This is a genomic window from Paraburkholderia mimosarum LMG 23256 = NBRC 106338 (genome assembly GCF_000739815.1).
In the GTDB taxonomy this organism is placed as follows: Bacteria; Pseudomonadota; Gammaproteobacteria; order Burkholderiales; family Burkholderiaceae; genus Paraburkholderia; species Paraburkholderia mimosarum.
Genome location: NZ_BBJJ01000010.1, coordinates 24,777 through 38,143, shown reverse-complemented (window position 1 = coordinate 38,143; position 13,367 = coordinate 24,777). Strand labels below are relative to the sequence as shown.

The following is a 13,367-nucleotide window of genomic DNA, read 5'->3' as shown; positions in this document are numbered from 1 at the left end:
GGAGGCGCACGTCATGTCGTTTCTTTCGTTTTTTCTCGGCGAGAAGAAGAAGTCCGCCTCGGTAGCGAAGGAACGCCTGCAGCTCATCATTGCTCACGAGCGCGCAGGCGGCCATCCGCCCGCCGATTATTTGCCGGCCCTGCAACGCGAACTGGTCGCGGTGATCTCGAAGTACGTGAAGATCTCCGACGAAGACATTCGCGTGAGCCTCGAACGTCAGGACGATCTCGAAGTGCTCGAGGTCAAGATCGAGATTCCGCAGGCCTGAGATTCAACGCGCGCAGCTGCTGCGCTGCGCGCGCCGTTTGTCGTATCGCTTCCGCCTTTGCGCGCGCCTTTACCGAAATATCCGGTTTCACTTCACCCTGTGCCGTAACACCGCCGATGTCAGCGCCGCGCCGTGCTCGCGCATTGATCGGGTGACGCCAATCACGGCGTCCAAATCAAGGGTGATCAACATGAACAACTCCATTCGCCTCTTCATCGCGAAGGCTGCGATCCTCGCCGCCGGCACGTGCGCCGTGGCGGCTCCCGCATTCGCCGAAATCGTCGTTGTCGAGCCGAGCGCGCCGCCGCCCGTCGAGCGCGTGGAAGTGGTGCCGGCGCCGCGCGTGGGCTACGTATGGGACAAAGGCCACTGGCGTTGGGACCACGGCCGGTACGTGTGGGTGAGGGGCCATTGGCAGGCCGGGCGCGTGGGGTATCACTGGGTGGCGGGACACTGGATCGCGCATGGCCCGAACTGGCACTGGGTCGAAGGTCACTGGGCCGCCTGACGAGCCGGGAGGGGGCGCATCATGAGTAAAAAGCTGCTCGCGGCGGCCATGCTCGCGCTAACGCTGGCGGGCTGCATCGTCGTGCCGGCGCGGCCGATGTACATGAGACCCGCGCCGGTCGTGATCTACTAGCGTGATCCGTTGACCGCTTTTGTCGATCCCTCGCGGATCGTCCATGCCGGGCTCGACGCGCAGTGGCGTGTGGGGCCCGGTATGTTTGCGGCGCGTTGTCGACGTTTCGCCGGGTCTTGAAAAAAGGGCCGATATCGCTCGTTCTCACCAACGTTTCCTCAGGCTGCCGCAAGGTTAGTCGGCTAAAATCTCAGGAAATTACTGGCAGACTGGAGCATCGGACCTGCGGTCCGCAGCACAATGAAACGAGTTTTGATTGTCAAAGTGACTTCGCTCGGCGATATCGTCGAAGCGCTTCCGGTCGTTGCAGACGTGCAGCGCGCATTTCCAGGCGTGAAGGTGGACTGGGCCGCGGACGAAGCCTTCGCCGATATCGTGCGCTGGAACGCAGGCGTCGACCGCGTGCTCTGCGCGCCGCTGCGCCGTTTCAAGAAAGCGCGCCGCTGGGGCGACCTCAAGGCGATCTGGGCGTCGATCTCGGAACTGCGCGCCCAGCGCTACGACGCCATCATCGATATTCACGGCGTGTACAAGAGCGCGATCATCGCGTTTATCGCGCGCGGGCGCCGCCGCTTCGGCTATCTCTCGCAGGATCTCGGCGAGCGTGGCGCGGCCTTCGCATACAACGGGCGCTTCGGTCCGCGTCCGCAATGCAATGCGTGGCATGGGTTGCGCATCAGCGCCGGCGAGGCGCTCGGCTACACAGTCGACACGCCGCCCGACTTCCAGATGCGGGTTCCGCGCGACGGCACCGCGCTGCCCGCGCCCGCCGCGCCCACGGCACTGTTCTTTCACGCAACATCGAAAGACGAGAAGAAGTGGCCGGTCGCCCATTGGGGCGAACTGGGCAATGCGTTGGTTGCGCGCGGCCTGCGCGTCGAATTGCCTTGGGGCTCCGACGCCGAGCACGCCACAGCGCGTGAGATCGCGGCGCTCATACCGGGCTCGACGGTGCTGCCGCGCCTGACGGTTTCGCAGGTCGCGCAGCGCATCGAGGATTGCGCGCTCGTGGTCGGCACCGATACGGGCTTCGTGCATCTGAGCCACGCGCTGCTCAAGCCGACCGTGATGGTCTTCGTGTCGACCGACGCCGGGCACAGCGGCGTGCATGCGCCCAATCGCTCGATCTCGATCGGCGACGGCCATCATGTGCCGCCCGTGCAGGTGGCGATCGATGCCGTCGATCGCATCTATCCTGCGCGTGACGGCGGCACATCCACGCAACCTTCGCGCGCTCGCGCTGCCTGAATCTTCGCGTCGCGCCGCGCGTTTTCGCGGCGTCGTCTTACGCGCTTTCTGCATTACGAGCTTGTTAAAAGTGTCGCGTCTGTATTGCAGGCGCGCGTCTGGCCCGCCTGCCGCTGCGGTTTGACGCTCAGGCTGTTACATGGGCCATACCGCTGCTTACAAATTGCAACGCCTCACGCCTTCGCCGTCGTGTTCAATCTGAACCGTCCCGCCCGATATCGCATGGCCGGACATCGACACTGACTCGAAGGGGAACACTGTGAAACGATTGACGCTTACCCTCATCGCTGGCGCATTGCTAGCCGCTTCGCTGGGCGGCTGCATCGTGGTGCCGGCCGGCGGCTATTACGGCGGCGGCTACCATCACGGCTACTACTATCGCTGAGGTCCGCCAGACCGGGTGGCGCCAGCGGCGTGACTGTCCGCGGTGGACCTCAAGCGAGCAGCATTTCGATTGCGACGACCGCGGCAATTGCCGCGGCGTTCGCCGCCAACGCTTCGAGCAACACGGCGCGCCAACTTGCGGTGCGCAGGCGGAACGCCAGCAGGAGTGAGATGCCCAGGGCGAGGGCGATGATCAGAACAATGTCCGCGTTGGTCAGATGCAGGTTCATCGTCGGCGCCTCCCCGAGATTCGTTCCCGCCTGTCGATTCGAGTATAGACACGCCTCGCGCGCGCCCAAAGCGACCAAAAAGCGCGATGAAGGAGCACAAAAAAAGCGGAGTCCGCAAGGCGGACTCCGCTTTTTCGCTGAGGCGTGATGTGTTATGTCAGCGACGTGTGGCGCGTCTCACGCATGCACAGGACACCGACGAGGCTCACGCACGCTGCGATCGACACATAGGCGCCAACCCACGAGAGACCGCCGCGCGCGGCCAGCACCTGCGCGATATACGGCGCGACCGACGCGCCGAGAATCCCGCCCAGGTTGTACGCCACGCCCGCGCCCGTGTAGCGCACGCTCGTTGGAAACAGCTCGGGCAGCAGCGCGCCCATCGGTGCGAAGGTCGCGCCCATCAGGAACAGCTGGATCACGAGAAAGAGCAGCACGAGCGGCGTTGCACCGCTGCCGAGCAGCGGCTCCATCGTGAAGCCCGAGAGAATCGCCAGCATGCAGCCGACGATCAGCACCGGCCTGCGGCCGAAGTGGTCGGAGAGCCGGGCCGAGATCGGCGTGGCGATGCCCATGAACACCACCGCAATGCACAGCATGCCGAGGAAGGTCGGACGGGGAATGTGCAGCGCCGTCACGCCGTGCGAGAGCGAAAACACCGTGGCGTTGTAGAACAGCGTGTAGCACACGACCATCGCGAGCGCGCCGAGCAGCGTCGGCACCCAGTGCTTCGAGAGCAACGTCGCGACCGGCACCTTGACGCGCTCCTCGCGCTCGACGGCGGCCTTGAAGGCAGGCGTTTCGGCGATCCTGAGACGCACGTAGAGACCGAGTGCGACGAGCACCGCCGACACGATGAACGGCACGCGCCAGCCCCAGTCGCGGAACTGCTGGTCGGAGAGCGTCGAAGCGAGCCCGAAGAAGAGGCCGTTCGAGGCGAGAAAGCCGACCGACGGCCCGAGCTGCGGGAACATGCCGAACCAGCCGCGCCTGCCTTGCGGTGCGTACTCGGTCGCGAGGAGCGCCGCGCCGCCCCATTCGCCGCCGAGACCGATGCCCTGGCCGAAGCGCAGGATGCACAGCAGGACCGGTGCAAGGCTGCCGATCGCGTCGAAGCCGGGCAGGAAGCCGATCAGCGTGGTGGAGACCCCCATGACGAGCAGCGAGGCCACCAGCGTCGATTTACGGCCGATACGGTCGCCGAAGTGGCCGAAGATGAACGAGCCGATCGGCCGCGCGACGAATGCAATGCCGAACGTCACGAACGCCGAGAGTGCCTGCGCCGTGGCCGAGCCGTGGGGGAAGAACACGGGGCCGATCACGAGTGCGGCGGCCGTTGCGTACACATAGAAGTCGTAGAACTCGATCGCGGTGCCGATGAAGCTCGCGAATATCACGCGCGCCGTGCTTTGCTGCTTCGCCGTGCTCGCCTGATCGGCGCGCGCGGGCGAAATGGGGGAGGTGGACATTCAAGGGTCTCCAGTCGTTGTGACGCGCGCTGGCGCCTGGGACTTGCCAGGGCGCGCGGGTGTCTTTGTTCGGGCTCGAAAGCGTGGCGGCCGCATGCGTGGCGCCTGCTGCTCCGGCGGAGGTTGTCAGCCGACGACGCTTTGCCGGTATGCAACGCACAGCGCCCACGCAGCGTGCGGTTTCCTGACCGGCCATGGCGTGCGCCGATAGGCGCAGGCGGACGGGAGCGCGGTCGAAGCCTCGCGCGGCGGCGTGGATGACGCGTGGCGGGAGGCATGGCCGGCGCGTGCCGGCGGGGATAGCGAAAAATTATAACGACCGTGCGCGCCGGGCAGCAAGGCAGGCGCAAGACGAGCAAAAGCGACAGCCGGTGCTCAGGCGCCGGCGCAGGCCGCGTTCGTCACTGGAAGTTCTGCGCCTGCGGAGAGGCGAGCGTGCGCAGCTGGAACTTGCCGTTGTCGTTGAAGAGCCAGTCCTCGAACATCTCGAGCTGGCCCGCCGGGTTGAGCAGGCGGCCCGGTGGCGGGGGGAGCGGTGCGGCATGGCGCAGCGTCGCGAGGGCGGTGATTTCGGCGTCGTTGTCGCCGTTGGTGCGGAACACCGACGACTTGACGATCTGGCCGTTGCGATCGACCGTAAAGGAGACGACCACCAGCGAGCGCAGCATGGCCTGAGGCGTGCCGTGCAGGACATACGACGGGTTGCGCTCGACAATGTGTTTCGCGACTTCGGCGCGGTAGTCGTCAAGTGTTGCGCTGTTGATTGCCGCGGGGGGAATGGCGACGAGCGGCTTGGGCGGCGGCGTGATCGTGCAGGCGCCGAAGCACCCGAGGACGCCGAGCAGCAAAATCAGACCTAGGCGCCGTGCGAGGGTGGCGCGAGGCGATGGCGAACCGCAAGAACCGTGTACGCAGATGAGCATCTCGAACAAGCTCGGTGGCGGAACCTGAATTGAGCTTAGTCGATACGCAGCGGGAAGCAATCAGCAGTGTCCCGCGTCGCACACGGCAGGCGCGCAGGGACGAGATGCAAGGCGGGGCTTACCGCTTATTCGACGGGGAACTGCGCGCAGGGGTCGGCGACGGTCGTCGCACAGGCATACGAATATTCGCCGCTCTTGAGGAACAATTCCTTGCCGACCTGGAAGTTCTCGCGAAGATCGGGCGAGCTTTCCCATGCGATGTAGCTCGAGCACATCACGGCAAACAGGACGACGAGCGAAAACGCGAATTTTTCGAGCAGTTGGTATTGGTGCGGCATGGTGATTTTTCCCATCGATGGGCAGGATTTTACCTCATGATTAGGGTTTTCACCTAGTGGATTCGATGGGCGATTGCACGTTGGGCAGCGCGAGTAATCGCTTCGACCCTTTATTCTCGGGCCCCCTGGTGGTGCGATCGACCGGACGATGCGATGAGAAACGGGATTCGCATCGCGCTGCGGTCCTGCCAGACTAGATGGATGGCAGTCCTGACTATCGTTCCCGCCACAGTCGCCGCGTCGTCTCGGGCGGAACCGCATTCAGAGGATCGGCGGCAGCTACAAGAGGCGGGGCGAAACAGAAGGGCCTTTTCGGAACGCTGGCACGGCATCGTGTGACAAGGCCAGGTGTCTGGGACTGGCGGAGGCGGTGAGATTCGAACTCACGGAAGGGTTACCCCTTCGCCGGTTTTCAAGACCGGTGCATTCAACCACTCTGCCACACCTCCGGAGCCGCGCATTGTAACCCGAAACGTGGGCGCGGCGGCAGTCGCCCAATCGATCAACGCGTCGACCTCAGTGCGAATCCTTCAGGAACAGCGCCTGAAGATCGTTCAGAAAGCGCTGCCCTAACTCGGTCGGCGCGATTTTTTCGTAATCGCGTGTGATGAGCCCGCGCCGTTCGGCTTCCTGCAGCGCCGGTTCGATCGTCGTGATGGGCAGGCCCGTGCGCTCGATGAAGCGATGCACCGGAAAACCCTCCACGAGCCGCAGCGCGTTGAGCATGAATTCGAACGGCAAGTCGCGCGCGTTCACTTCGTGCTCCTCTTGGATCGGCGTGCCCGCGCGCGCCTGCTCGATGAAGGTCGCCGGATGCTTGTAGCGCGCCTGGCGCACGATGCGGTTCGGAAACGAGAGCTTCGTGTGCGCGCCCGCGCCGATTCCCAGATAGTCGCCGAATCGCCAGTAATTGAGATTGTGCCGGCACTGGCGGTTCGGCTGTGCGTAAGCCGAAACCTCGTAGCGTCCGTATCCCGCGCCGGACGTGCGCTCATGAATCCAGTCGTGCATGTCGGCGGACTGGTCGTCGTCGGGCAGCGCGGGCGGGAATTTAGCGAAGAGCGTGTTCGGTTCGAGCGTCAGGTGATAGAGCGACAGATGCGGTGGCGCGAACGAGAGCGCCGTCTCGATGTCGGCCTGGCACTCTGCGAGCGTCTGCTGCGGCAACGCGAACATCAGATCGAGGTTGAAATTGTCGAAGGTGTTGGCTGCGACTTCGACTGCATGGCGCGCCTGCGCCGCGTCGTGGATGCGGCCGAGCGCCTTCAGATGCCCTTCGTTGAAACTCTGGATGCCGACCGAGAGACGGTTCACGCCGCTCGCGCGAAACTGCGCGAACTTCGCGGCCTCGAACGTGCCGGGATTCGCTTCGAGCGTGACTTCTGCATCGGCGTCGAGCGGCAGGAGCGCGCGCACATCCGAAAGCAGGCGATCGAGCCCTCCCGCGGAAAGCAGGCTCGGCGTGCCCCCGCCGATGAACACCGTATGCACCGGGCGGCCCCACACGAGCGGCAGCGCCTGTTCGAGATCGGCGCGCAGCGCATCGAGATAATCGTCTTCGGGAAAGCGCTCGCCTTTCCACTCGTGCGAGTTGAAGTCGCAATAGGGGCACTTGCGCACACACCACGGGAAATGGACGTAGAGCGCGAGCGGTGGCAGCGAGCTCAGGCGAATGCTGCCAGGCATCGTGAACGACCGGACCACGTCGATGCCCGTTTGATGCTGCTGACTCACGCTTCCTCCTGGAGGCGCGCGAGCAGTTGACGCAAGGCGATCGCGCGGTGGCTCGACGCGTTCTTGAGCGCCGGATCGAGTTCGGCGGCCGTTGCTTCGAGCGCGGGAACGTAGAAGTAAGGGTCGTAGCCGAAGCCGTTGTCGCCGCGCGGCGCATCGAGCACGACGCCGTGCCAGCGGCCCTCGGCGATGAGCGGCTCGGGGTCGTCGGCATGGCGCACGAGTGCCAGCACGCAGTAGTAGTAGCCACGGCGATCCGGGTGGTCCTTCAGGTTCGCGACGAGCAGCGCGTTGTTCGCCGCGTCGCTCTTCTCGCCGCCCGCGAGCTGCGCATAGCGCGCCGAATACACGCCGGGCGCGCCGCGCAACGCGCGCACGCACAGGCCCGAGTCGTCGGCGAGCGCGGGCAGCCCCGTGAGCTTTGCCGCATGGCGAGCCTTCGCGAGCGCGTTCTCGACGAAGGTGGGATGCGGTTCGTCGGCTTCGGGCACGTTGAGCGCGCCTTGCGGCACCAGTTCGATCCCCGCCGCGCCGAGCAGCGCCGCGAACTCACGCAGCTTGCCCGCGTTGTTCGAGGCGAGCACGACGCGCGAGAGCGCTTGCTCCGCCGTTTTAGCTTGCGAATCAGCCATGCGCGATCTCCAGCGCCGCCTTTTGCTTGTCGATCAGCGAGCGGACGCCGCTTTGCGCCAGGTCGAGCAGCGCGTTCAGTTCCGTGCGCGTGAAGGGCGCGCCTTCGGCCGTGCCCTGAACTTCGACCATGCCGCCCGAGCCCGTCATGACGACGTTCATGTCGGTGTCGCACTGCGAGTCTTCGTCGTAGTCGAGATCGAGCACCGGCATGCCTTCGTACACGCCCACCGAAATCGCCGCCACGTAGTCGGTGATCGGCGAGCGTTCGATGCGGCCCGTGGCGAGCAGTTTCGAAACGGCGTCGTGCGCGGCAACGAACGCGCCCGTGATGCTCGCCGTGCGCGTGCCGCCGTCAGCCTGCAGCACGTCGCAGTCGAGGTTGATGGTGCGCGCGCCGAGTGCCTCGAGATCGAACACCGCACGCATCGCGCGGCCGATCAGGCGCTGGATTTCCTGCGTGCGGCCCGTTTGCTTGCCGCGCGCGGCTTCGCGGTCGCTGCGCGTGTGGGTGGCGCGCGGCAGCATGCCGTATTCGGCGGTGAGCCAGCCCTGGCCCTTGTCGCGCAGGAAGGGCGGGACGCTTTCGGACACGCTCGCGGTGCACAGCACCTTCGTGTCGCCGAACTCCACGAGCACCGAACCCTCGGCGTACTTCGTGTAGTGGCGGGTGATGCGGACTTCGCGAAGCTGGTCGGCGGCGCGGCCGGAGGGGCGCTGGCTGGATTGGATCATTGTGGGGCGTGCGCGAGGCAAACGAGGGAAGGGGAAACCGTAATTTTACCGCCTTCGCGCGGGTCACGAACGCGCGGCCGGAAGCCAGCGGGAAGCCGGCAAGGAGCGCGTTGCGGCCGGGCGGGCCATGCGGCCTGCGCGAGAGGGAGTGCGACGTCAAAAATGGGATAATGCGGTTTCTCCGCCCTGCGTAATTGTCCGTTCGCGACTACACGCCGGGCGCCTCGATTCCTCCGCCGTGACCCGCGCGAGCGCCGCACGTCGTCACGGCTCCTTCGCGAGACGAACCATGATTTACAGCATGACCGGCTATGCAAGCGCCACGCGCGAGCTCGCTGCGGCATCGGGCACGGGCGGCGCCAGTGTCTCCGTGGAATTGCGCACGGTGAATTCGCGCTTTCTCGACCTGAACTTCCGCATGCCCGAAGACGTGCGCGTGTGCGAGCCCACGTTGCGCGAGATGCTGATGACGAAGCTCTCGCGCGGCAAGGTCGACATCCGCATCAACATCCAGCGCAGCGAGCAGGGCGCCAATGCCGGCGCGCTCAACCGCGAAGCGCTCGACCAGCTCGCCGTGCTCGAGCGTGCCGTGCTCGAGGCGTTCCCCGAATCGGGCCACCTGCGCACCGGCGAGATCCTGCGCTGGCCCGGCGTGCTGGCCGAGAGCGGTGTCGCCCCCGAGGTGCTGCGCGACGCGGTGCTCGGCTGCGGCAAGCAGGCGATCGCCGACCTGATCGAAGTGCGCGCCCGCGAAGGCGCGCAGCTCGCCAACATGCTGCTCGCGAACGTCACCGAAATGGAAGCGATCGTCGCGCGCATCACGCCGCTCGTGCCGGAACTGATCGCGAAGCATCAGCAGAAGATCGTGGAGCGTCTGCAGGAGGCGCTCGGCATCGTCGCGCCGGACAGCAACGGTAACGGCGGCAGCATCGGCAACATTTCCCGTGAAGAAATTGCCGAGCGCATCCGCCAGGAAGTGACGATCTATGGCATTCGCATCGACATCGCCGAAGAGCTTTCGCGTCTCACGGCGCATCTGAACGAAACGCGCCATGTGATCGAGAAGGGCGGCCGTGTCGGCAAGCGCCTCGACTTCATGATGCAGGAGCTCAACCGCGAAGCGAACACGCTAGGCTCGAAGGCGGCGGCCAAGGAACTGGCGGACGCCTCGATGACGCTCAAGCTGCTCATCGAGCAGATGCGCGAGCAGGTACAGAATCTCGAATGAAGGAAGCAACGAACATGACCGACAAGCCGCAGGACAAGAAGCGCAACCCGTACGCAGGGATGTATCCCGGCAACCTCTTCATGGTGGTGGCGCCCTCGGGTGCGGGGAAGTCGACGCTCGTGAACGCGCTGCTCGCCGAAGACAGTGCGATTCGCCTGTCGATTTCCTACACGACGCGTGCGCCGCGCTCGAAGGAGCGCGATGGCGAGCACTACCACTTCACGACCGTCGACGACTTCCTTACGCGCCATGCTGCCGGGGAGTTTCTCGAGAGCGCCGAAGTGCATGGCAACTATTACGCCACCTCGCGCGTGTGGATTGAAGATCAGATGAAGATCGGCCATGACGTCCTGCTCGAAATCGACTGGCAAGGTGCGCAGCAAGTGAAGAAGCAGTTCCGCAATGCCGTGGAAATCTTCATCCTGCCGCCGTCGCTCGAAGCGCTCGCCGACCGTCTGCAAAAGCGCGGCGAAGACGAGCCGAACGTCATCACGCGACGCCTGCTGGCAGCGGGCAGCGAGATTGCGCACGCAAGCGAATCGGAGTACGTAGTAATCAACGAGAACTTCGATCGCGCGCTGCAGGAGCTGCGCAATATCGTGAGCGCAACGCGCTTGCGCTTCGCTTCGCAATATGCGCGGCATACCGAGCTCTTCGTGCAGCTCGGTATCCACCACCCGCAGCCCGGCGCATCGGGCACATAAGGTAGAATAAGAATCTGCTGAGAATGAGAAGGAACCCGACATGGCCCGCATCACCGTCGAAGACTGTCTGAAACAGATTCCGAACCGCTTCGAACTGGCGCTCGCCGCGACTTATCGCGCTCGCCAGCTCGCACAAGGTCACACGCCCAAGATCGAAAGCCGCGACAAGCCTACCGTCGTCGCGCTGCGCGAGATCGCGGCTGGCCAGGTCGGCCTCGAGATGCTGAAGAAGGTGCCCGTCTAAGGGCGCGTTCGCACGCATCTGCGCTAATCATGTAGTTCGTGCCGCGCGCAACTGCAACAACCGGCTTGAATCGTCAACGCGAAACCTGATACGGAGGGGAACATGAGCACCACGCCCTCGCCGGCCACGGAAGTGGACCAGGAAGCCGAGACTGCGAGCCCCGCGCGCAATTACATCGACGCGGTCCTCGAACAGTCGTTTCGACATCTGTTCGGGCCGACCGCGACGCCGGAGCAGCCCCGCAAGCACGGGGTCGTCTCCATCGCCAATCTGACCGCAGCGCTCTCCGGTTACCTCACCCCAGAGGAAATCAAGGAGGTCAAGGCGGCGTTCCACTTCAGCGATGAAGCCCACCTGGGGCAATATCGCCAGAGCGGCGAACCCTATATCACCCATCCCGTCGCCGTTGCCGAAATCTGTGCCGGCTGGAAGCTCGACGCGCAGTCGATCATGGCCGCGCTCCTGCACGACGTGATGGAAGACCAGGGTGTGACCAAGACCGAACTCGCCGAGCGCTTCGGTCCCAAGGTCGCGGAACTGGTGGATGGCCTGTCGAAACTCGACAAGATGGAGTTTCGCAATCGCGAGGAAGCGCAGGCGGAAAACTTCCGCAAGATGCTTCTCGCGATGGCGCGCGACGTGCGCGTGATTCTCGTGAAGCTCGCCGACCGGCTGCACAACATGCGCACGCTCGGCGCGGTGCCGCCCGAGAAGCGCCGCCGCGTGGCGCGCGAGACCATCGACATCTACGCGCCGATCGCGCACCGCCTCGGCCTGAACAACACCTATCGCGAACTGCAGGATCTGAGCTTCGCGAACTTCAATCCGAATCGCTACGCCACGCTCGAAAAGGCGGTGAAAGCCGCGCGCGGCAATCGCCGCGAGGTGGTGAGCAAGATTCTCGAAGCGGTGCAGCGCGCCATCGCCGACGCGAAGATCGACGCTGAAGTCACGGGCCGCGAGAAAACCATCTTCAGCATCTACAAGAAGATGCGCGACAAGCAGCTGTCGTTCTCGCAGGTGCTAGATGTGTACGGTTTTCGCGTCGTGGTCGAATCGGCGCTGGAATGCTACACGTGCATCGGCGCGCTCCATGCGCTTTACAAGCCGGTGCCGGGCAAGTTCAAGGACTACATCGCCATTCCCAAGGTGAACGGCTATCAGTCCCTGCACACCACGCTGGTGGGCCCGTTCGGCGCGCCCATCGAGTTCCAGGTGCGCACGCGCAAGATGCACGAGATCGCCGAAGCGGGGGTCGCCGCGCACTGGCTCTACAAGAACGGCGGCGCCGACCTCAACGACGTGCAGAAGCGCGCCCACCAGTGGCTCAAGTCGCTGCTCGACATCCAGAGCGAGGTCGGCGATTCGAGCGAATTCCTCGAACACGTCAAGATCGACCTGTTCCCCGATGCCGTCTACGTTTTCACGCCCAAGTCGAAGATCATGGCGCTGCCGCGCGGCGCCACGGCGCTCGACTTCGCATATTCGATCCATAGCGACCTCGGCAATCAGTGCGTGGCCGTGAAGATCAACAACGAACTGCTGCCGCTGCGCACGGAACTGAAGAGCGGCGACATCGTCGAGGTGATCACCGCGCCGTACTCCAAGCCGAACCCCGCGTGGCTAGGCTTCGTGCGCACCGGCAAGGCGCGCTCCGCGATCCGGCACTATCTGAAGACGATGCGTCTCACGGAGTCGGTGCAACTGGGCGAGCGGCTAGTGGATCAAGCGCTCAAGGGCTACGGTTATCAGCTTTCGGAAGTCACGCCGGAAGTCTGGGAGAAGCTGGTTCTGTGGACCGGCAACAAGGACCGCCAGGAAATTTTCGCGGACATCGGCCTCGGCCGGCGCGTGGCGGCCGTCATGGCCAAGCGCATCGAAGTGCTGATGAGCGGCCAGGACGCCGACGACCCCGAGCACCATCATCCGCCGCGCGATCCGAACGCGCCTGCGGCACCGCCGGTCGTCATCACGGGCACGGAAGGCATGTCCGTGCAGCTTTCGGCGTGCTGCCGTCCGATTCCGGGCGACAGCATCATGGGTTATATCGGCATCGGGCTTGGCATGGCGATCCACACGACGGACTGCCGCGTCGCGCAGCGCATCCATCGCCGCGATCCGGGCCGCTGGATCGACGTGGCGTGGGCGCCGCAGCCGGGGCGCCTGTTCGACGTCGCGGTGAAGGTGCTCGTCAAGAACACCAAGGGCGTGTTCGCGCGGGTGGCTGCCGATATCACGTCGGCGGACGCCAATATCGTGCACATCGCCATGGACGACGATCTCGCCCAGGAGTCGAACCTGCTGCGCTTCGTGATTCAGGTGAGCGATCGCGTGCACCTCGCGAACGTCATGCGCCGCGTGCGCACGAATCCGGACGTGATGCGCATAGCGCGCGAGCGTCCGAGCGACGAAGGTCACCATCGCCATGATGGCGGTATGCGCATCGACCGCGAGCGCGCCGATTATTGATCGATGCGTAGCTCTGGGCGCATGCGCCGTGCGGCCGTGGTGCGTGACGCGGACCGCTGTCATGAGGCGCCCGGCGCGGTAATCTAGCGTTATCGCATCGGCCGTATATTTGCGGCAGCCTTC

15 protein-coding genes and 1 tRNA gene are annotated in these 13,367 nt (G+C 64.7%); 8 read left to right on the top strand and 8 right to left on the bottom strand.

Annotated elements, in window-relative coordinates; translation table 11 throughout:
- The first annotated feature begins 13 nt into the window (after positions 1-13).
- The 4 genes from minE to BMI01S_RS42925 all read left to right on the top strand — a co-directional run bounded on the left by minE (position 14) and on the right by BMI01S_RS42925 (position 2,541).
- Positions 14-268, top strand: a complete 255-nt coding sequence (gene minE / locus BMI01S_RS10735) for a cell division topological specificity factor MinE (protein ID WP_027795398.1) — start codon at positions 14-16, stop codon at positions 266-268.
- 190 nt (positions 269-458) lie between these two features.
- Entirely contained in the window at positions 459-776 is a 318-nt protein-coding gene (locus BMI01S_RS10730) for a YXWGXW repeat-containing protein (RefSeq protein ID WP_028211641.1), read from the top strand.
- Between the two features lie 372 nt (positions 777-1,148).
- On the top strand, positions 1,149-2,156 hold the full coding sequence (gene waaC / locus BMI01S_RS10720) for a lipopolysaccharide heptosyltransferase I (RefSeq protein ID WP_028211643.1): 1,008 nt from the start codon (positions 1,149-1,151) through the stop codon (positions 2,154-2,156).
- A 259-nt stretch (positions 2,157-2,415) separates the two neighbouring features.
- Positions 2,416-2,541: a hypothetical protein gene (locus BMI01S_RS42925; protein ID WP_255217796.1), complete on the top strand. Its 126-nt coding sequence runs from the start codon at positions 2,416-2,418 to the stop codon at positions 2,539-2,541.
- A gap of 49 nt (positions 2,542-2,590) precedes the next feature.
- Here BMI01S_RS42925 and BMI01S_RS10715 read toward each other — a convergent pair whose 3' ends face one another.
- The 8 genes from BMI01S_RS10715 to rph form a co-directional block, all read right to left on the bottom strand.
- The gene (locus tag BMI01S_RS10715) at positions 2,591-2,770 is read right to left on the bottom strand and encodes a hypothetical protein (RefSeq protein ID WP_028211644.1); all 180 of its coding nucleotides are present in this window, start codon (positions 2,768-2,770) and stop codon (positions 2,591-2,593) included.
- Between the two features lie 152 nt (positions 2,771-2,922).
- Entirely contained in the window at positions 2,923-4,239 is a 1,317-nt protein-coding gene (locus BMI01S_RS10710; protein ID WP_028230523.1) for an MFS transporter, read from the bottom strand.
- 401 nt (positions 4,240-4,640) lie between these two features.
- Entirely contained in the window at positions 4,641-5,087 is a 447-nt protein-coding gene (locus tag BMI01S_RS10705; RefSeq protein WP_407668968.1) for a TonB family protein, read from the bottom strand.
- Positions 5,088-5,287: 200 nt separating this feature from the next.
- The gene (locus BMI01S_RS10700) at positions 5,288-5,500 is read right to left on the bottom strand and encodes a hypothetical protein (protein ID WP_028211647.1); all 213 of its coding nucleotides are present in this window, start codon (positions 5,498-5,500) and stop codon (positions 5,288-5,290) included.
- 359 nt (positions 5,501-5,859) lie between these two features.
- Positions 5,860-5,949, bottom strand: a tRNA-Ser gene (locus tag BMI01S_RS10695).
- A 67-nt stretch (positions 5,950-6,016) separates the two neighbouring features.
- Entirely contained in the window at positions 6,017-7,186 is a 1,170-nt protein-coding gene (gene hemW, locus BMI01S_RS10690) for a radical SAM family heme chaperone HemW (RefSeq protein WP_407668969.1), read from the bottom strand.
- A 44-nt stretch (positions 7,187-7,230) separates the two neighbouring features.
- Positions 7,231-7,866, bottom strand: a complete 636-nt coding sequence (rdgB, locus tag BMI01S_RS10685) for an RdgB/HAM1 family non-canonical purine NTP pyrophosphatase (RefSeq protein ID WP_028211649.1) — start codon at positions 7,864-7,866, stop codon at positions 7,231-7,233.
- Positions 7,859-8,599: a ribonuclease PH gene (gene rph, locus BMI01S_RS10680; RefSeq protein WP_028211650.1), complete on the bottom strand. Its 741-nt coding sequence runs from the start codon at positions 8,597-8,599 to the stop codon at positions 7,859-7,861. Before rph ends, rdgB begins: the two co-directional genes overlap by 8 nt.
- A 289-nt stretch (positions 8,600-8,888) precedes the next feature.
- Between rph and BMI01S_RS10675 the strand changes: the two genes are divergently transcribed.
- From BMI01S_RS10675 to BMI01S_RS10660, 4 genes are all read left to right on the top strand, one after another.
- Positions 8,889-9,827: a YicC family protein gene (locus tag BMI01S_RS10675; RefSeq protein ID WP_028211651.1), complete on the top strand. Its 939-nt coding sequence runs from the start codon at positions 8,889-8,891 to the stop codon at positions 9,825-9,827.
- Positions 9,824-10,531, top strand: coding sequence for a guanylate kinase (gene gmk, locus BMI01S_RS10670; protein WP_409372312.1), 708 nt, complete (start codon positions 9,824-9,826; stop codon positions 10,529-10,531). Before BMI01S_RS10675 ends, gmk begins: the two co-directional genes overlap by 4 nt.
- A gap of 40 nt (positions 10,532-10,571) precedes the next feature.
- Positions 10,572-10,775, top strand: a complete 204-nt coding sequence (rpoZ, locus tag BMI01S_RS10665; RefSeq protein WP_006400783.1) for a DNA-directed RNA polymerase subunit omega — start codon at positions 10,572-10,574, stop codon at positions 10,773-10,775.
- A gap of 102 nt (positions 10,776-10,877) precedes the next feature.
- A complete protein-coding gene (locus tag BMI01S_RS10660; protein ID WP_028211653.1) occupies positions 10,878-13,244 on the top strand; it encodes a RelA/SpoT family protein in 2,367 nt (788 codons plus the stop codon).
- The last annotated feature ends 123 nt before the right edge of the window (positions 13,245-13,367 follow it).